Raw genomic sequence first — 18,538 nt, 5'->3', positions numbered from 1 at the left:
CGGGGAGGCATTTGTCGTTCTGCGCTGACCCGCTCTGCCGTCGTAGGCTGATCCCATGGCTGAGCAGGGCACCTATGTCGAACCAGGTCGCGAGTACACCCGCGACACCCGCTACATCGAGACCCGGATCACCGCCGACGGCCGGGACGGCTACCCGGTGGAGGCCGGGCGGTACCGGCTCGTGGCGGCGCGAGCCTGCCCATGGGCGAACCGGTCGATCATCGTGCGGCGCCTGCTCGGGCTCGAGGACGCGATCTCGATGGGCCTGAGCGGCCCCACGCACGACGCCCGCTCCTGGACCTTCGACCTCGATCCGGGCGGGGTGGACCCGGTGCTCGGGATCGAGCGGCTGCAGCAGGCCTACTTCGCCCGCACCCCGGACTACCCGCGCGGGATCACCGTGCCGGCGATCGTGGATATCCCGAGCGGAGCCGTGGTCACCAACAACTACCCGCAGATCACGCTCGACTTCTCCACCGAGTGGACGGCCTACCACCGCGACGGCGCCCCCGACCTGTACCCGGAGCACCTGCGGGACGAGATCGATGAGGTCGCCGGGCTCGTGTACCGGGACGTGAACAACGGTGTCTACCGGTGTGGCTTCGCCGGTTCCCAGGAGGCCTACGAGAAGGCCTACGACCAGCTGTTCTCGAGGATCGACTGGCTCGAGGAGCGACTGGCCACCCAGCGCTACCTCGTCGGGGACACGATCACCGAGGCCGACGTGCGGTTGTTCACCACGCTCGCCCGATTCGACGCCGTCTACCACGGGCACTTCAAGTGCAACCGGTCCAAGCTCAGCGAGATGCCGGTGCTCTGGGCCTACGCCCGCGACCTGTTCACCACCCCGGGCTTCGGGGACACGATCGACTTCGCGCAGATCAAGGAGCACTACTACGTGGTGCACCGGGACGTGAACCCGAACGGCATCATCCCGAAGGGCCCGGACCTGGCGGGCTGGCTGGAGCCGCACCATCGGGAGCAGCTGGGTGGCCGCCCCTTCGGGGATGGCACTCCCCCGGGGCCGGTGCCTGCGGACGAGCAGGTCCCGGCGCACGCCACTCCGCTGCACTGAGCGACCCGCCTGCCAGAACTTCCCCGCCCAGGCGACCCGGGCAACCCGCCACGAGCGGTGCGCCCGGCGGCTATCATCTCTGAACGGCCGTCTGGCCGGCTTCTGGCCTGACGACATCGGAGCGATCGTGGCGGACCACCCACCCAGCCGGCGCCGGATGCACCGCACCACACTGATCGCTCTCCTCGCCGCTGCGCTGACCCTCCTCGGGCTACCCTTCGACCTCACCGCTACCCCCGCCGCCGCGACGAGCGGGCTCACCGAGGAGACCCACGCCCGGTTCGTCGTCACCGAGAACGGAACGGTCACTGCCGAGGTGACCACCACGATTGCCAACGTCACCCCGGACGAGGGGTCGCGCTACTACTACTTCGACGAGTACTCGATCGCGGTGCCCGCCAGCGCCGCCGAGGTACAGGCCACCAGCGGAGGCTCCTCACTCACCGTCCGGATCAGTGAGGACGAGGAGTACCCCGACCAACTGTGGGCCCACGCCTCCTTCGCACCGTTGCGCTACGGCCAGAGCCGCACCATCGAGTGGACCTACACCATCGAGGGCGCCCCGCTGCGCTCGGAGCAGAGCACCCGAGTCGGCCCCGGCTACGCCATGTTCCCCGCACAGGCCTCCGGCGACGAGGGCGCGGTGAGCGTGGAGGTGGTGGCGCCACGAAGCCTGGACTTCAACGCCACTATCGATTTCGAGTCCGAGCGTCAGGGAGATACCAACGTCTACCGCAGCGAGGAGTACAGCGACGGCTGGGGCGTCTGGTCGGCCGTCTCGTTGCGCGACCCGGACCAGGCCGAGACGGCGGAGGTCCCGCTGGACGGTGTGGTGCCGCTGACGGTGCACAGCCTGCCCGGGGACGAGGAGTGGCGAGACTTTGCCGTCGGACGAATCGCGACCGGTGTGCCGGTGCTCGAGGAGCTTCTCGGCGCCCCGTGGCCGGCGGACGTCCAAGTCGTGCGCGAAGACATCTCCCCGCATGTGATCGGCTATGCGTGGTTCGACAGCGTGGGCAACGAGATCGTGGTGGGCGAGGAACTCGACGAGGTCACGCTGTATCACGAGCTCGGGCACGCCTGGTTCAACGCTCCGGAGTTCAGCAGCCGCTGGCTGCGCGAGGGTCTGACCGAGGCCACTGCCTATCGCGCCGTGGCGCTCCTGGGCGGGGAGAGCACCCCACCGGAGGCACCGGATCGGTCCGGCGACGGGTCGCTACCGCTGATCGAGTGGACCGAAGACCATCAGCGCACCGAGACCGACGACTACGGTTACCCGGCCTCCTACACCGCCGTCCAGGCGTTCCTCGGTGACCTCGACAACGCCCAGTTCAGCGCGGTGATCGCCGCTGCCTACGACGGCGAGTCCGCCTACGAGCAGCCCGGTTCCGGCGAGAACCACGGTCCGGTGGATTGGCGGCGCTTCCTCGACCTGGCCGCCGAGCGCGGCGGTGTCGATGGAACGGGCGCCTACCGGCGGTGGGTCGTCACCGAGGAGCAGGGCGAGCTGCTGGACGCTCGAGCCGCAGCCCGCGAGCGCTACGCCAGTATCGACGAGACCGACGGCGCCTGGCAGCCACCCCTGGGCCTGCGCACCGAGATGACGGACTGGGACTTCGACGCGGCCGAGGGGACCTTCCCGCTCCTCGAGCCGGCCGCCGAGGACGCAGCCGCCGTGCAACGAGCCGCGGCGGACACCGGTCTCGACGTGCCCGAGGCCGTCCGGTCCGCCTACGAGGAGGCGGAGTCCGAGGAGGACTATGCCGCCCTCGAGGCGACGCTCCCGCAGGCGGCCACTGTGATCGGCCAGGTGGCCGAGGTGACCGAGATCGTCACGACGGAGGGCGACCCCTTCACCGAGCTCGGTGAGGCGCTGGTGCAAGCGGACCGCACGGTCGCCTCCGCCGGTGCGGCCCTCACGGCCGGTGAGCTCGACCGGGCGCAGACGTTGGCCGACACCGCTAGCGAGCGTGCCGGCTGGGCGATGTGGCTCGGCGTGGCATTCGTCGCGGCGGCCCTCATCCTGCTGGTCCTGATCGTGCTCGGTGCGGTCCTGCTCGCGCGGCGTCGGCGCCGTCCCGCCACGGGCGCTCCCGAGCCGATCGCGTCGGGACCCGACTCGGAAATGCGTTGAGAGTGGACGGCGGTCGCGCCGTACAGTGACGCTCATGTCCGCCACCCTGCACGTCTCGAGGCTGGGGGCGGCTTTCGGCGCCCGCCAGCTTTTCGACAATCTCACCGTCACCGTCGCTCCCGGCGACGTCTGGGGTCTGGTCGGGGCCAACGGTTCCGGCAAGTCCACCCTGCTCGCCGTGCTCGCCGGTGCCCGTACGACGGCGGAGGTCACCGGTTCCGTCACGCTAGCCCCGCGCACGCCACCGTGGGCTTGCTGGCACAGGAGACCGAACGAGTTCCGGGAGAGACGGTGCGGGAGTTCCTGGACCGGCGCACCGGGGTGGCCGAGGCGACCACCTCGATGGATACTGCGGCCGAGGCGATGGCCACCCGGCCCGACGACGGCGCAGCAGCCGACGCGTACGCCCTCGCCCTGGAGAGGTGGTTGGCACTGGGGGGCGCCGACCTGGCCGACCGGACCCCCGCCGTCGCGAACGACCTGAACCTGACGGCGGGTCTGGACGCCGAGATGACCACGCTCTCCGGTGGGGAGGCAGCCCGGGTGGGGCTGGCCGCGCTGCTGCTGCAGCGCTACGACGTGCTGCTGCTGGACGAGCCCACCAACGATCTCGACCTGGCCGGCCTGGATCGGCTGGAACGGTTCGTCGCCTCCTCCCGGGCGGCGCTGGTGCTGGTCAGTCACGATCGGGAGTTTCTCGCCCGCACGGTCACCGACATCGTGGAGCTGGACCGCCCGCAGCAGCAGGTGAACGTCTACCGCGGCGGGTACGAAGCCTATCTGGCCGAGCGGGAGCTGGCTCGCCAGCATGCCCTGGAGGCGTACGAGGAGTATGCCGACAAGGTGTCCGGCCTGCGCTCGCGCATCCAGACGCAGAAGCAGTGGACGGACAAGGGCGTGCGCAATGCCCGGAAGAAGGCCACCGACGGCGACAAGCACCTCATCCACGCGGCCGTCTCCCGCTCGGAGAAGCAGGCCGCGAAGGTGGGCCAGTCCGAGCGAGCCTTGGAGCGCCTGGACGAGGTGCCGGAGCCACGCAAAGAGTGGGTGCTACAGATGTCGATCGCCGCGGCGCCCCGGTCCGGGGCCGTGGTGGCCACCCTGGACCAGGCCGTGGTGCGGCGCGGCGACTTCACCCTCGGGCCGGTCAGCGCCCAGGTGAGCGCCGGCGACAGGATCGTGATCACCGGTGCGAACGGGTCCGGGAAGACCACGCTGCTGGCACTGCTGCTGGGCCGGATCGCCCCGGACGCCGGGCGCGCGTCGCTCGGAGCCTCGGTGGCGCTCGGCGAGGTGGACCAGGCCCGGGCGCTGTTCGACGATTCGGCGCCTCTGGCTGAAGCGTTCGGTGCGCAGGTCCCGGACTGGCCGGAGTCGGAGGTGCGCACGCTGCTCGCAAAGTTCGCTCTCGGTGGTGATGCCGGGCGGCGCCCCACCCGTGCGCTCTCCCCTGGCGAGCGCACCCGCGCCGGACTGGCGCTGCTGCAGGCACGCGGGGTGAACCTGCTGGTGCTGGACGAACCGACGAACCACCTCGACCTGCCGGCGATCGAGCAGGTGGAACAAGCACTGGAGAGCTTCGCAGGCACGGTGCTGCTGGTCACCCACGACCGACGGATGCTCGCCACGGTGCGCGCCACCCGGCGCTGGCATGTGGAGGCGGGGCAGCTCAGCGAGGGCTGACCGATCGCCGCTGTTCCCACTCGGTCGACGAGGCGATGGCGGTCCCCGCGACGGCGAGCCCGATCAGCATGGCATTGACCAGCGCGAAGGAGGCGTCGGTGGACAACGTGGTGGCCAGGACCACGGCTGCCAGTGCGGTGGTGGCACCGACGCTCATACTCTCGCCCGCTTGCAGGGCCGAGCTGTAGGCACCGTGCTGTGGGGCCTCCACCAAGGCGAGGGTGGCGCTGGACAGCCGCGGGTACGCGATACCCATCCCGACGCCCATGGCGATACCCCCCGCCACAACCGCCCAGACAGGGAGATCGGTGACCACATAGAGCAGGGCACCGACGGGACCGGCCGCCACGAGGGCGGTGGCGAGGAAGACCAGGCGCCGGTGGGCCCGGTGTCCGCTCGAGAACCGGCCCTGCAGCCAAGCACCCGATGCCCAGCCGAGCGCGCCGACAGCGATCACGAGCCCTGCCGTGGTGGGTGGGTATCCGCGCTCGGTCTGGAGGTAGAGGGTGAGGTAGACGTTGGTGGCGGTGACCGTGGCGCCGAGGATGGCGCGGAGCGCGACGAGCCGCTGCGGGACTCCGCGCAGCGCCAACGTCCCTGGAGGCAGGATGCTCCACGCCGTCACAGCCAGCGCGATCACGCCAGGAAGGACCACCATGGTCGAGATCGACGACCCGAGCTGTCCGCCGACATGAAGGGTCACGAGCAGCAGGGCAGCCACGAGAGACAGGACGCCCTTGCGTCCGACGACCTCCCGCGCCGACGCCCGGATCCGCGGCGCCGGACTGCGCGTCACGAACAGCAGCAGGAGCAACGAGATCGCGGCACCGACGAGGATGAGCGCGAACACTGTGCGCCAGCTCATCAGTTCCGTCAGGGCGCCTGCGAGCACCGGGCCCGCCATCGACGGGATGAGCCATGCCGCCGTGAGGAGCCCGAACATTCGCGGGCGGGCCCTCTCGGGTATGCGGCGTGCGATCAGTACATAGAGGACGACGGAGTCGATCCCGCCACCGATGCCTTGCATGAGCCGCCCGACAATGAACGTCGCCGCATCGGGTGCTACGACGCAGAGCGCGAGGCCCGCCAAGAAGAGGGTCCCTCCGACTCTCAATGGCGCGCGCGGGCCGGCATGGTCAGCCCAGTTCCCGCCGGTCACCATCCCGACCAACGCAGCGGTCATGGTGGCGGCGTAGGCGAGCGAGTACCACTGCGGTCCGCCGAGCTCGGTCATCGCCACCGGAAGGACGGTGGTGACGGCGAAGGCCTCGAACGCGATGAATGTCATCAACGCCAGCACGCTGGTGATGAACGGCCAGGTCGACGGTGTCCAGAGCGACTCTCGCGCGAGTCGTGCACCGGCGGTCATGGTGCCTCGTCGATGTCGAGCACGATCTTGCCGCGCCCATGCCCTGTTTCGACGTCCCGGTGAGCATCAGGGACCTCCTCAAGCCGGTAGCTCCGTCGGATATGGACGCCGAGGTGGCCGTTGGTGAGTCGGTCCATGAGGTCCGCCAACCGGCTCGCGGTACGTCGGCTCCTCACGATGCGGCAACCCAGTTCTTGTGCAAGCGCCATGTCGACGATGGTGGCGATCCGGTCGCGGTCGGCGACGAGTTCGACGGCGGTACGCAGGTTCTCGTGCCCAGCCGCGTCGAATGCCACATCCACGCGAGGGGTGACGGCGCGGATCCGTGCTGCCTGTCCGGGACCGTACTCGAGCGGAATCGCCCCCAAGGCTCGCAGGTAGTCGTGATTGGACTCGCTGGCGGTGCCGATCACAGTGGCACCGGCGCGAACAGCGAGCTGGGTGAACACTGAGCCGACGCCCCCTGCCGCGCCGTGCACCAGCACCACATCGCCTCCCCTCACAGCGAGATCCTCGAGGGCGGTATGCGCCGTCTGCCCCGATGCCGAAAGAGCGCCAGCCGCCCGCCAGGGTACGGACGACGGTTTGGCAACAACCTGCGAGGCCGGCACTGCGACATACTCTGCGTAGCACCCGAGGGTGTTGAAGCCCGCCACCTCGTCACCCTTCACGAACCCGTCCACGTCAGCTCCGGTCTGTTCGATAACACCGGAGAACTCGTTGCCGAGAATCTGCGGGAATCGGATCACCGCCCCCGGCGGTGTCCACCCCGCGCGGATGGCTGCGTCGGTCACCTGGACGCCGGCAGCCACCACGCGGACGAGGACGCCGTCATCTGGCACGGCCGGGCGCGCGAGCTCGCGCACACGCAGTTGGTCGGGCGAGCCGACGGCATCGATTGCCGCAGCCCGCATCGTCGCGCTCATCGAATCGAACCAGCGGCGAGGAGGAACTGGGCGACCTCATCCACGGACGCGTTGCCCGAGACACGTCTCCCGTCCGGGGCGACTACCGTCGGCACGGACGTGATCTGGGTCCGACGGGCGGTGTCCACATCGTCGGAGACCTCGGCGGCGAATCGCTCGCCGGTCAGCGTGCGATGAACCTCGGATTCGTCCAGTGCCCACCGCGACGCCAGTGCGCGAAGAACTGCGGGGTCGCCCAGGTTCTCGTTGCGCTCGAAATGTGTCGCGTATGCGTCCTCCCACACGGCCTCCACATCGCCGCTCCTCGCCTCATCTGCGAGCTTGAGCAGCCGGTGCAGCGGGGTGGAGTCGAACATCGGGGCATCGTCGACGTCGATTCGCAGTCCCTCACTCTCGCCCGCGGACCGGATGTGTCGACTCCTAGCTTCCCACTCAGTCGCAGACATCCCCCACTCACTCGTCGCGACCTGCGCGGTCGGCCGGCCCGGGCTCGCAGGGCCATGCGGCTCCAGCAGAAGACTGCGCCGACGCACGCGCACAGGTTCCTCGATCATGGCTTTGGCCCGCCGGAGGCGACGTAGTCCGATCCAGCACCACGGGCATCGCACATCTGCCCAGACATCCACGTCGATCACGTTGCTGCACTCCCGTCTTCGTCACGTTGACTCGATGTAGAGTCGACTTCATCAAGTCCACTTGATGTCAAGTCGCAGGAGGGGGGCGCCCGATGTCCCAGGTGCCCAAGGACGTCGTCTGGCTCAAACCAGGACAGATCGCCCAGCGGGCAGGGGTTGCCGTCTCGACGCTGCACTACTACGAGTCCCTGGGCCTCATCCACAGCCGGCGGACCGCAGGGGGCCGCCGTGAGTATCGCCGGGACACGCTCCGGGTGCTGGCGTTCATACGCGCGTCACAGCGAGTGGGGATCTCCCTCGACCGCATCAAGGACGCGCTCGATCAGCTCCCGGAGGAAGGGCTACCCACCAAGAAGGACTGGGCACGCATCTCGCGCGAATGGCGCGACGACCTCAACGACAGGATCGAGTACCTGACCGCGCTGCGTGACCGGTTCTCGAACTGCATCGGCTGCGGCTGCCTCTCACTCAAGTCGTGTCCGTATTCGAACCCGGACGACGTCCTCGGCGCCCAGGGCCAGGGAGCGGTCCGGTTGCCATGATCACGGCAACCAGGCACAGCCCACCAGCACGTGTTCGCCAGCATGCCCTGCGCTGGTTCACGGCAACTCCTTGATCTCACCCTCGCTGCCTACGCACCCTCACGCCCTGGCGGCGCGGGCAAGGGCCTGCATGCCCTGAGCAAGGGCCCGCAGGTCGGCCATCTCCATGCGATCCATGAGGTCGCGGCCGATCCGCCATCCGGCCTCGTGCACCGAGCTGACCCGCTGCTCTCCCTCGACGGTGAGCGCCACCAGGCGCACACGACGATCCCCTGGATCGGCACGACGCTGAACCATCTGCTGCGCTTCGAGCCGGTCAACCATCCCGGAGACCGTCGGTGTCGAGACACCCAGCCGATCGGCCAACTCGTGGCCGCTGACGGCACCGTCCCGGTAGAGCAGCACCATCAGGTGGATCTGCGGCAGGGTGAGGGTGGAGTCGAACAGGCTGGAGAGGTCCTCGTTGAGCAGCAGCCGGGACGTTTCCTCGTGTGCTGTGAGCACCATTTGCACGAGCTGGTGGCGGTCCACGTGATACCTTCGCTTGACGCTAATCATTAGCCTCACGCTAATGATCTGGTCCCCCAGACTCTCACACCCGGAGCCTCGATTGTCTGCTCTCGCTCGCTTCAGCCTGGCCAACCGGGCACTGGTGGCACTCGCGACCCTGATGGCGGTGGTCGCCGGGCTGTGGTCCACCACCGCGCTCAAGCAGGAACTGATGCCACCGCTGAACCTGCCGGTGGTCGCGGCGATCACCAGCTATCCGGGTGCGTCACCAGAGGTGATCGAGAACCAGGTGACAGACACGGTGGAACAGGCCGCGGGCGCCGTCAGCGGACTGGAACAGACCACCTCGACCTCGTCCGCCAACGTCTCGGCGGTCCTGCTCGAGCTCGAGTACGGCACGGACGTCACCAATGCCCAGCAGGAGCTCCAGGCGGCCGTGAACCGGATGAGCGGCGCGCTCCCCGAGGATGCGGACACGCAGGTGATCGCGGGCAGCCTGGATGACCTGCCGGTGGTCCAGCTCTCGGTAGCCGCCACCGACGATCCCGATGCCGCCGTCGATGTGCTGCGCACGGCGATCATCCCCGAGATCGAGCGGATCGAGGGCGTGCGTGACGTCCAGCTCAGCGGGGTACGGGACGAGCAGGTCCGGATCGACGTGGACCTGGCAGCGATGGCGGCCGCGGAGCTGACTCCCGATGCTGTCCAGGGTGCACTGCGCGCCAACGGTGTGGTGATCCCCGGCGGTGAGGTCACCGAAGACGACCAGACCATGTCGGTGCAGACCGGCACCGAGCTCACCTCCGCCGACGACGTCGCCGCCGTCCCGATCCCCACCACAAGCGGCCCGGTCCGCCTGGACGAGATCGCCGAGGTCAGCTCTGAGCAGGTCGAGGCCTCCTCGTTCTCCCGCACCGATGGCGCTCAATCCTTCAGCATCGCAATCACCAAGACCCCGGACGGCAACACGGTCGAGATCTCCGAGGCGGTGGCTGAGCACCTCGCGGACTTCGAGGCCGCTCTGGGCTCCGGCAGTGCCGTCGTGGTGGTCTTCGACCAGGCCCCGTTCATCGAGCAGTCCGTGGAGGACCTCACGGTGGAGGGCCTGCTCGGCCTGGTCTTCGCCGTCCTCATCATCCTGCTCTTCCTGCGCAAGATCCGCCCGACGGCGGTCACCGCCTTGTCCATCCCGCTCTCCTTGCTGATCACTCTGGTCGGGCTGAAGGTCGTGGGCTTCTCGCTCAACCTGTTCACCCTGGCCGCGTTGACCGTCTCCATCGGTCGCGTGGTGGACGACTCGATCGTGGTGATCGAGAACATCAGCCGGCACCTGAGCTACGGGAAGTCGCGCATCGCAGCGATCATCGACGCCGTGAAGGAGGTGGCCGGCGCGATCACCGCGTCCACGGTGGCCACTGCTGCGGTCTTCGTACCGATGGGGCTCGTCGGCGGCATGGTGGGCGAGCTGTTCCGGCCATTCGCTTTCACGATCGCTCTGGCGCTCTTGGCCTCGCTGCTGGTCTCCCTGACCATCGTGCCCGCCCTGGCGTACTGGTTCGTGCGCGCACCCAGCGGCGCGCTCACCGAGGAAGCACGGATCGCGGCCGAGGAGGCGGAGCATCGTTCGCCGGTGCAGCGCTCCTACCTGCGGGTGCTGCACGGTGCCTTGGCCAAGCCCTGGCTCGCGATCCTCGCGGCCGTCGTGGTCCTCGCCGGAACCGCGGGGATGGCCACCCAGCTGAAGACCGACTTCATCGGCAACACCGGGGAGAACACCCTGAGTGTGAGCCAGGAGCTTCCCGCCGGCACGTCCCTGGCTGCCGCGGACGAGGCAGCCACTGTGGTCGAAGAGGTGATCGCCGACCTGCCCGGTGTCGAGACCTTCCAGGTCACCGGCGGCTCGGGCGACGCCTCGATGGCCTTCTTCGGCAGCAACGGCACCACGACCTTCTCGATCACCTTGAGCCTGGTGACGGACGCCGAGGCCGCAGAGGAGGAGCTGCGGGCCGAGCTCGAACAGCTCGACGATGCCGGGACGCTGACGGTGGCCTCCGGCATGTCCGCGGGGGCGATGAGCGGACTGGAGGTGATCGTCTCCGGAGCGGACGGCGCCTCCGTGGATGCCGCCTCCCAGGACGTGCTCGAGGCAGTACGCGGTATCGATGGCGCCGCCGACGTGACCTCCAACCTCGCGGCCGAGCTCCCGACCGTGACCGTGGACGTCGACCGGGAGGCTGCCGCAGCGCTCGGACTGACCGAAGCTCAGGTCGGGCAGGCCGTCTCCGCCGCGCTGCAGGGCACGACGGTCGGGTCGTTGAACACCGAGACGGGCCGTCAGGACATCGTCATGCAACTGAGCGAGGTGCCCAACGACCGTGAGGCGATCGAGGCGATCGAGCTCGCTGGTGCGGTCGGTCCGGTGCCCCTGGGGCAGGTGGCCGAGGTGGCGGTGGTGGATCAGCCGGTGGAGATCACCCGCGCGAACGGGCTGCGCAGCGTCACGATCACCGCGACCGCGACCGCGGAGGACCTGGGTGCCGTGACTGCTGACCTGCAGGCTGCGCTGGACGAGGTGGATCTGCCCGAGGGAGTCGGTGCTGAGATCGGTGGCGTCAGTGCCGACCAGGAGGAAGCGTTCGGACAGCTCGGACTGGCGCTGGCTGCCTCGATCCTGATCGTCTACCTGGTGATGGTGGCGACGTTCAACTCGCTCCTGCAGCCGCTGATCCTGCTGGTGTCGGTCCCCTTCGCCGCGACCGGAGCAGTCACCCTCCTCCTGATCACGGGTACACCGCTGGGGGTGGCAGCGCTCATCGGTGCGCTGATGCTCGTTGGCGTGGTCGTGACGAACGCGATCGTGCTGATCGACCTGATCAATCAGTACCGCGCCCAGGGGATGAGCCTGGCCGAGGCCATCGTCGAGGGTGGGCGACACCGATTGCGTCCGATCCTGATGACGGCAGCGGCCACCATCGGCGCCCTGATCCCGATGGCACTGGGCCTGACCGGTGGCAGCGCGTTCATCTCCCAGCCGTTGGCGCTGGTGGTGATCGGCGGTCTGATCACCTCAACCCTGCTGACCCTGCTGCTGGTGCCCGTGCTGTATCTGCTCTCGCAGCGGCGCGGTGAGCGGCGGAGCATCGCTGCACAGGCGGGTGAGGCGGCGACGGAAGAGCCGGATGCACAGCGCTCGACCGGGCGGCACGTAGCTGACTGACCGGCCCTGCTGGCCGGCTCCGGCACCTCCGACTACTCCGCGCCGCTGCGCTCCACCCGCACCACCACCGACTTCGACGCCGGTGTGCGGGACGTCTTGGCATAGGAGTCCACCGGAACCAGCACGTTCGTCTCCGGGTAGTAGGCGGCGATGCACCCGCGCGCTGTCGGATAGGCCACCGCGCGGAACGCCTCCGCCCGGCGCTCGGTCCCGTTGAACTCGGAGATCAGATCCACCATGTCGCCGTCCGCGAGCCCCCGGTCCGCCAGGTCATCGTCGTGCACGAAGACCACCCGCCGTCCTCCGCGGATCCCCCGGTACCGGTCATCCTTGCCGTAGATGGTGGTGTTGAACTGGTCGTGCGAGCGGATCGTCTGCAGCAGCAACCGACCTTCGGGCACCCGTGGGTACTCCAGCTCATTGGCCGTCATCACCGCCTTCCCGCCTGGCATAGCGAACGTGCGGGTGTCTCGCGGCGGGTGCGGCAGCACGAATCCGCCGGGCTCATCGATGCGTGCCTCGTAGTCCTCAAAACCGGGGACCACGCGGGAGATGTGATCGCGGATCAGCCGGTAGTCGGCCTCGAGCGCCCGCCAGTCCACCTGGGGCACCCCGCCCGGGCGAGATCCATTGCCAGCGGAAGGTCCGCCGTCGGGAACCATGCGCTCGGCGAGCCGGCACACGATCGACACCTCGGAGAGCACGTGGGCCGACGGCGGCTCCAGCCGCCCCTGCGAGGCGTGCACCGCACTCATCGAGTCCTCCACGGTGACCCGCTGCGGGCCGCTCGCCTGCTCGTCGCGGTCGGTACGCCCGAGGGCGGGCAGGATGAGCGCGCGGCGGCCGGTGATCACGTGGGATCGGTTCAGTTTCGTCGACACCTGAACCGTGAGGGCCATCCGTTGCATGGCAGCCTCGGTCAACTCGGTGTCCGGGGTGGCGCGCAGGAAGTTCCCGCCCATCGCCATGAACACCCGCGCCTTGCCGTCACGCATCGCCTCGATCGCGGCCACGGTGTCGTATCCGTGCTCCCGCGGGGAGGTGAAGGAGAACTCCCGATCCAGCGCCGAAAGGAACGACTCGGGCATCTGCTCGAAGATGCCCATGGTGCGATCGCCCTGCACGTTGGAGTGCCCACGCACCGGGCACACACCCGCTCCCGGCTTGCCGATGTTGCCCTGCAGGAGCAGCACATTGACCACGTCACGCAGCGTGGCCACGGCGTGCGGGTGCTGGGTGAGCCCCATCGCCCAGCACACCACGGTGGCGTCGGAGGCGATGAGGCGGTCGGAGAGCGCCTCGATCTGCCGGCGCTCGAGCCCGGTGGCGGTGAGCACCTCGTCCCAGTCCAGTGCGGTCACATGCGCGGCGTACTCGTCCAGGCCGGTCACGGAATCGGTGAGGAACTCGTGGTCGAGCGCTCCCGCCTCGATGATCAGCGCTCCGAGCGCCTGGAACAAGGCCTGGTCGCCACCGAGCCGGATCTGCAGGAAATCATCGGCCAGCCGGGTGCCGCGGGTGAGGCCCTGCAGTGTCTGCGGGTTGTGGAAGGTGCCGAGCCCGGCCTCGGGGAGCGGGTTGATCGCCACGATCACGGCCCCACGTGCCTTCGCCTTCTCCAGGGAGGAGAGCATCCGTGGGTGGTTGGTGCCCGGGTTCTGCCCGGCCACCAGGATCAGCGACGCGTTCTCCACGTCGGCCAGGCTCACCGACCCCTTGCCGATCCCGATGGTCTCGGTGAGCGCCGCACCGGAGGACTCGTGGCACATGTTCGAGCAGTCCGGCAGGTTGTTCGTCCCCAGCCCGCGGACCATCAGCTGGTACAGAAAGGCGGCCTCGTTGGAGGTGCGGCCGGAGGTGTAGAAGATCGCTTCATCCGGGTCGCCCGCGTGGATCTCCGCCGCGATCAGGTCGAAGGCGTCGTCCCAGCTGATCGGCCGATAGTGGGTGGCGCCCTCGTCCCGCACCATCGGGTGGGCCAGCCGCCCCTGCTGGCCGAGCCAGTAGTCGTCCTTGGTGGCCAGATCGTCCAGGGAATGCTCGGCGAAGAACGACGGCGGAACGCGCCTTCTCGTGGCTTCCTCGGCCACGGCCTTGGCCCCGTTCTCGCAGAACTCGGCGGTGTGGCGCTTCTTCGCTTCGGGCCACGCACAACCGGGGCAATCGAAACCGTCGGTCTGGTTCACCGCGAGCAGCGTCTTCGCAGTGCGGACCGGCCCCATCTGGTCCAGTGACATGCCCAACGCGTGCAACACACCGGGAACCCCGGCCGCCGAATGCTTGGGGCTGCTGATCTGCAGCTCGGACTCGTCGATCCCGTGCTCAGGTGCTGGTGCCATGGTGCCTCCCGTACCGTTGTCACGAGCCTAACGTGAGGAGTCAGCAGTGGCCCGGGTGAGCACACGGCACCGCACGCTCCAGATCCACGGTGACGGACGCCGTCGGGAGCGGATCGAGCACCTCGCCGGGGAGGAGCCCCTGGAGGTGCGGGTGAACGGCCGCTCGCTCGCGGTGACCATGCGCACCCCGGGGCACGACTTCGACCTGGCCGCCGGGTTCCTCGTGGCCGAGACCGTGGTGCACGAGAGAGCACAGATCGCTCGACTCTCGTACGGGCCAGGGGTGGACGAGCACGGACAGGCCACCTACAACATCGTCGACGTGACGCTGGCACCTGGGGTGGCGCCACCGGCCGCGAACGCCGAACGAGCCGTGTACACCTCGTCCTCGTGCGGCATCTGTGGGACGTCCTCGATCGAGGAGGTCACCAAGGAGTCGGCCTTCCCCTCCCCCGACGACGGCCCGTCCGTGGGTGGGCGGCTGGCGCCTGAGATGTTGCTCGCCCTCCCCGAGGCTCTGCGCGCCGGGCAGGCTCAGTTCGAGCGCACCGGCGGAACGCACGCCGCGGGCCTGTTCACGACGGAGGCCGAACTGCTGTGCCTGCGGGAGGACGTGGGCCGGCACAACGCCGTGGACAAGATCGTGGGCTGGGCGCTGTTGAGTGGGCAACTGCCGGTGCGCTCGACCGTGCTGCAGGTCTCCGGGCGAGCGTCGTTCGAGCTGGTGCAGAAGGCTCACCTGGCGGGGATCGAGACGCTGGCGGCGGTGAGTGCACCGAGCGCACTGGCGGTGGAACTGGCGCAGGAGTCGGGCATGACGTTGATCGGGTTCTCGCGGGGGATCGGTTCACCGTCTATGCGGGAGCGGAACGGGTCGCCGTCTAGCCGAGCGCGGCGAGCCGGCGGACGCGGCGGCCCAGCGAACCCCGCGTACCGGCGGTAGGTGCCACTCGCCGTCGACCGAACACTCGCTGAGCGACGACCGGTGGCACCTCGCGGACGCCGAGGTGCCGATCGTCGTCGGAACCCGCACGTCGTCGCGACGAGGTCTGGCACCTACCAGGTCAGCGACGTGCCTCGATGGCCGCTGCCACGAAGTAGGCCCACTCGCTGCTGTGCTCGGCGGGGATCGCGGCCCAGTCGCGGAACTGCTTCGGTCCTTTCCCTGGCGCGAAGAGCGTGGCGCCGGGCAGCTCCATCGCCTCGGCGAACGCGCTCGACTCCCGTCCCAGCCGGACGCCGAGCATCCCGGAATCAAGGCAGGCGAGCATCCTTCCTTCCAGGGCCAGCATCGGCCGGCCCATCATCACCCCGCGGCGCAGCTCGGGGGCGAAGTGATCGGCGAGGTCGTCGAAGTCGTCCAGCCCGGCACCGGCGAACCTCGCTGGACCGCGCAATGGCGCGCCGGGCTGCTGCTCCTCATCCCGTGACACCTGTTGCCCTCCCGCTGATCACTTTCCTGGACCGGTCATCGACCAGCCGAGATGCTGAGGGTAGCGGAGGGTTGCCCGGCCGGCCCGCGATCGCTGTATGGCTCGACGAGCAATCCGGCGCCGATAGCCTCGAATGTGTGGCACTCCCCCGCGTCGTCCTGATCTCCGGCACCTCCCACACCGGCAAGTCGAGCACCGCAGCGCTACTGGCCGAAGCATTGCGATACACCTGCCGGAGCACCGATCAGCTGGCGCGCCACCCGGGGCGCCCCTGGCGGACGGCCGGCCGCGAGGTGCCCGACCACGTCGCCGAGCACTACGCCTCCCTCCCGGTCGAGGACCTGCTCGCCTCAGTGCTCGACCACTACGACCGGTTGGCACCACGGATTCGTGGCCTGGTCACCGCGCATCTGGCCGGCGCAGGCGCCGGAGGCGGCCTGGTGCTGGAGGGGTCGGCGCTGCGGCCGTCGCTGATCCGCGGTCTGATCGGTCCGCGTGTGGTCGCCGTACGGCTGGTGGCCACGCCGGATGTGCTGGCCGCGCGCATCCGCGAAGAGTCGGCAGGCGGTGTCCGCACGGCGGCCGAGCGGCATCTGGCGGATCAGTTCCTGGCCCGCACCACGGGCTTCCAGGACCTGATGGATGCCGAGGGAGCGGGGCTCGGGCGGATCGACACCAGTTCGCGCTCGCCCGCAGAGGTTGCCGACCTCGCCCGCGAGGCCCTGCCGATCAGCCCCGCGGCATGATCACCGCGGCAGGTCCGCCGCCTCGCTCGGCTCCGCCGCACCGTCGGACACAGGTGGTTCTTCGCCGCGGAAGCGCAGCAGCACGATCGCACACGTGCCGAGCACCACGGCCGCGACCACCAGGAGCACCCGGTAGTCCACCACCGTCACCAAGACCGCTCCGGCGGCGATCGAGACCAGCTGCGGCAGCGTCATCGAGATATTCGTCGCGGCCGCCGTGCGCCCTTGTAGTCGTGGCGGAGTGAGCCGTTGCCGGGTGGTGATCATTGCCACCATCAGCCAGGGGATCGCGGCACCGGCCACCAGGATCGCCGCGATGACCACCGGCAACAGAGGCACCCCCACCACATCGACGGTGAACGCCAGCGATGCCAGAGCCACCACGGCAAGCGAGGTGCCGACCGTCCGTGCCGGACCCCATCGGCGCAGGACCAGAGCCGAGGTGAGTCCGCCGAGGATCGCGCCCGCGCCCTGCAGGCTCATCAGCACCCCGAAGAACGCCGGATCCATCCCGAGGCCGTGCTCGACCACCTCGAACAGGACCGTGTCGAACAGCCCGATCACCCCGAACGCGGCAGCCACCACGATCACCATCCGCAGCAGCAGTGGAACCGAGCGCAGGTGGGCGAAGCCGGCGACGGCGTCGGCCCAGAAGGTGCTCGTCTCGCGGTCCGGGTCGGATTCGACCACCGGGACCGAGGCGATCAGCGCCGCGGTGAGCAGCAGCAGCGCGGCCACACCGAGACCGAGCGCCTGGCCGCCCCAGAGCACGTACAGTCCGGCTCCGATCGCGGGGGTGAGGATCCGAAGCCCGTTGTCCACGGTCGAGAGCATCGCGTTCGCGGAGTCGAGCTGGTCATCGGGCAGCAGGTCGCGCAACAAGCCCGACTGCGCGGCTCCGTTCAGCACGCCGAGCCCGCCGTAGAGCAGCGTGACGGCGTAGAGCAGCCAGAGCATTCCCGGCCCGTCGACCAGCACGAGCGAGGCGGCACCACCGGCGGCCACCAGATTGGCGCTCACGATCAGCGGCTTGCGCCGCACCCGGTCCACGAGCAGTCCGAGCAGCGGCGCCAGCAGCGAGGGCAGCGCCAGGGCGAAGAACACCAGCCCGGCGGCGCTGGATGAACCGGTGAGGTCCTTGGCCCATACCGCCAGGGTGAGGAAGAGGGCACTGTCGGCGAGGTTGCCGACGGTCCAGCCGCCGAGCAGGCGGCGGAACAGTCGGTGCCGCAGCAGGGTCCTCATCGTTGGTGCTCACCGGCCGGTTCCACCAGGTAGGTGGCGGTGAACACACGTACCGGTCGGCCGCCGTCGGGCCGCAGTTCGGGGTTCTCCCAGCGGGGCACATACTCGCGCACGATCTCCCCGATCCGCTCGGAGATGTCCTTCGCCTCCTCGGGGGTGAGGTGGAGTGTGGCCCCGGCGGTGGCCAGAGCGTTCGTCCAGCCCGACGGCGCAGGTCGCCCAGCCGCACGACGGAGCCGTTCGGTCTCCCACTCCAGGAAGGACGATTCCAGGGCGCGGGCGGCGAGGTCCCGGTCGGAGCCGTCGCGCTCGCCTGCCGACCAGGACTGTTCGATGTCCACCACCCGCCAGGGACGGTCCCGCCCGGTGGCCCCCTCGACGCGCTCGATGTAGCCGTGCTTGGCGAGGGTGCGCAGATGGAACGAGCAGTTCGCCGGGGTGGCGCCCACCAGCGCGGCGAGCTCGCTCGCGGTGGCCGTGCCTTCGATGGCGAGCCGCTCGAAGAGTTCGATCCGCAGGGGGTGGGCAAGGGCCCGCATGGCACCGGGGTCGTCGATCCGCATACCCAGCACCGTAGACCTGCAACAACTCTTTCGCAAGAGTTCTTTCATGAGAGCGTGTGCGCCCCGCGACACCCCGCCGCCCCCGCCCTGCCGAGCGCAACCTTGTGCGGCAAAAAATCAC

Annotated in this window: 14 protein-coding genes and 1 pseudogene; 7 read left to right on the top strand and 8 right to left on the bottom strand. The window is 69.3% G+C overall.

What is annotated here, in order from left to right:
• The first annotated feature begins 55 nt into the window (after positions 1–55).
• The 3 genes and pseudogenes from BLU77_RS18790 to BLU77_RS18780 all read left to right on the top strand — a co-directional run bounded on the left by BLU77_RS18790 (position 56) and on the right by BLU77_RS18780 (position 4,892).
• A complete protein-coding gene (locus tag BLU77_RS18790; RefSeq protein WP_089774660.1) occupies positions 56–1,075 on the top strand; it encodes a glutathione S-transferase family protein in 1,020 nt (339 codons plus the stop codon).
• A gap of 127 nt (positions 1,076–1,202) precedes the next feature.
• The gene (locus tag BLU77_RS18785; RefSeq protein WP_139177848.1) at positions 1,203–3,209 is read left to right on the top strand and encodes a hypothetical protein; all 2,007 of its coding nucleotides are present in this window, start codon (positions 1,203–1,205) and stop codon (positions 3,207–3,209) included.
• A gap of 34 nt (positions 3,210–3,243) precedes the next feature.
• A pseudogene (locus BLU77_RS18780) lies at positions 3,244–4,892 on the top strand (ABC-F family ATP-binding cassette domain-containing protein).
• Here the strand turns inward: BLU77_RS18780 and BLU77_RS18775 are convergent.
• Genes BLU77_RS18775 through BLU77_RS18765 form a run of 3 tightly spaced genes read right to left on the bottom strand, consistent with a single transcriptional unit; the run spans position 4,879 to position 7,813 of the window.
• Positions 4,879–6,261, bottom strand: a complete 1,383-nt coding sequence (locus BLU77_RS18775; protein ID WP_089774656.1) for an MFS transporter — start codon at positions 6,259–6,261, stop codon at positions 4,879–4,881. The pseudogene BLU77_RS18780 and the gene BLU77_RS18775 overlap by 14 nt on opposite strands.
• Positions 6,258–7,187, bottom strand: coding sequence for an NADP-dependent oxidoreductase (locus BLU77_RS18770; protein WP_217632506.1), 930 nt, complete (start codon positions 7,185–7,187; stop codon positions 6,258–6,260). The genes BLU77_RS18775 and BLU77_RS18770 overlap by 4 nt, the downstream gene beginning before the upstream one ends.
• The gene (locus BLU77_RS18765) at positions 7,184–7,813 is read right to left on the bottom strand and encodes a DsbA family oxidoreductase (protein ID WP_281242124.1); all 630 of its coding nucleotides are present in this window, start codon (positions 7,811–7,813) and stop codon (positions 7,184–7,186) included. The genes BLU77_RS18770 and BLU77_RS18765 overlap by 4 nt, the downstream gene beginning before the upstream one ends.
• 101 nt (positions 7,814–7,914) lie before the next feature.
• Between BLU77_RS18765 and soxR the strand changes: the two genes are divergently transcribed.
• Positions 7,915–8,364: a redox-sensitive transcriptional activator SoxR gene (gene soxR / locus BLU77_RS18760; RefSeq protein ID WP_089774650.1), complete on the top strand. Its 450-nt coding sequence runs from the start codon at positions 7,915–7,917 to the stop codon at positions 8,362–8,364.
• A gap of 99 nt (positions 8,365–8,463) precedes the next feature.
• On the opposite strand, the gene BLU77_RS18755 is transcribed toward soxR, so the two are convergent.
• Complete coding sequence (locus BLU77_RS18755; RefSeq protein ID WP_175477216.1) at positions 8,464–8,871, bottom strand: MarR family winged helix-turn-helix transcriptional regulator; 408 nt, start codon at positions 8,869–8,871, stop codon at positions 8,464–8,466.
• Positions 8,872–8,974: 103 nt separating this feature from the next.
• On the opposite strand from BLU77_RS18755, the gene BLU77_RS18750 reads away from it, so the two are divergent.
• Positions 8,975–12,091, top strand: coding sequence for an efflux RND transporter permease subunit (locus tag BLU77_RS18750; RefSeq protein WP_089774646.1), 3,117 nt, complete (start codon positions 8,975–8,977; stop codon positions 12,089–12,091).
• 32 nt (positions 12,092–12,123) lie between these two features.
• Here the strand turns inward: BLU77_RS18750 and BLU77_RS18745 are convergent, their stop codons facing one another.
• Positions 12,124–14,430, bottom strand: coding sequence for an FdhF/YdeP family oxidoreductase (locus tag BLU77_RS18745; protein ID WP_089774644.1), 2,307 nt, complete (start codon positions 14,428–14,430; stop codon positions 12,124–12,126).
• 55 nt (positions 14,431–14,485) lie between these two features.
• Here BLU77_RS18745 and fdhD point away from each other — a divergent pair, with 55 nt between their 5' ends.
• Positions 14,486–15,373, top strand: a complete 888-nt coding sequence (gene fdhD / locus BLU77_RS18740; RefSeq protein WP_245708942.1) for a formate dehydrogenase accessory sulfurtransferase FdhD — start codon at positions 14,486–14,488, stop codon at positions 15,371–15,373.
• A 121-nt stretch (positions 15,374–15,494) separates the two neighbouring features.
• On the opposite strand, the gene BLU77_RS18735 is transcribed toward fdhD, so the two are convergent.
• Positions 15,495–15,863, bottom strand: a complete 369-nt coding sequence (locus tag BLU77_RS18735) for a hypothetical protein (protein ID WP_089774642.1) — start codon at positions 15,861–15,863, stop codon at positions 15,495–15,497.
• A gap of 137 nt (positions 15,864–16,000) precedes the next feature.
• On the opposite strand from BLU77_RS18735, the gene BLU77_RS18730 reads away from it, so the two are divergent.
• Complete coding sequence (locus BLU77_RS18730) at positions 16,001–16,609, top strand: nucleoside/nucleotide kinase family protein (RefSeq protein ID WP_089774640.1); 609 nt, start codon at positions 16,001–16,003, stop codon at positions 16,607–16,609.
• On the opposite strand, the gene BLU77_RS18725 is transcribed toward BLU77_RS18730, so the two are convergent.
• Together BLU77_RS18725 and BLU77_RS18720 are read right to left on the bottom strand one after the other, a co-directional pair.
• Complete coding sequence (locus tag BLU77_RS18725; RefSeq protein WP_089774638.1) at positions 16,610–17,854, bottom strand: MFS transporter; 1,245 nt, start codon at positions 17,852–17,854, stop codon at positions 16,610–16,612. It abuts the gene before it with no gap.
• Complete coding sequence (locus tag BLU77_RS18720) at positions 17,851–18,417, bottom strand: winged helix-turn-helix domain-containing protein (RefSeq protein ID WP_175477215.1); 567 nt, start codon at positions 18,415–18,417, stop codon at positions 17,851–17,853. Before BLU77_RS18720 ends, BLU77_RS18725 begins: the two co-directional genes overlap by 4 nt.
• Positions 18,418–18,538 lie beyond the last annotated feature (121 nt).

The sequence above is a fragment of the Ruania alba genome, from assembly GCF_900105765.1.
GTDB lineage: Bacteria > Actinomycetota > Actinomycetes > Actinomycetales > Beutenbergiaceae > Ruania > Ruania alba.
This window is presented reverse-complemented; position numbering and strand designations above follow the sequence as displayed.

Bases quoted from the DNA above. Each gene is read 5' to 3' on its own strand.
- BLU77_RS18790 (WP_089774660.1), top strand. From the start codon at position 56: ATGGCTGAGCAGGGCACCTATGTCGAACCAGGTCGCGAGTACACCCGC.
- BLU77_RS18775 (WP_089774656.1), bottom strand. From the start codon at position 6,261: ATGACCGCCGGTGCACGACTCGCGCGAGAGTCGCTCTGGACACCGTCG.
- BLU77_RS18770 (WP_217632506.1), bottom strand. From the start codon at position 7,187: ATGAGCGCGACGATGCGGGCTGCGGCAATCGATGCCGTCGGCTCGCCC.
- soxR (WP_089774650.1), top strand. From the start codon at position 7,915: ATGTCCCAGGTGCCCAAGGACGTCGTCTGGCTCAAACCAGGACAGATC.
- BLU77_RS18755 (WP_175477216.1), bottom strand. From the start codon at position 8,871: ATGGTGCTCACAGCACACGAGGAAACGTCCCGGCTGCTGCTCAACGAG.
- BLU77_RS18745 (WP_089774644.1), bottom strand. From the start codon at position 14,430: ATGGCACCAGCACCTGAGCACGGGATCGACGAGTCCGAGCTGCAGATC.
- BLU77_RS18725 (WP_089774638.1), bottom strand. From the start codon at position 17,854: ATGAGGACCCTGCTGCGGCACCGACTGTTCCGCCGCCTGCTCGGCGGC.
- BLU77_RS18720 (WP_175477215.1), bottom strand. From the start codon at position 18,417: ATGCGGATCGACGACCCCGGTGCCATGCGGGCCCTTGCCCACCCCCTG.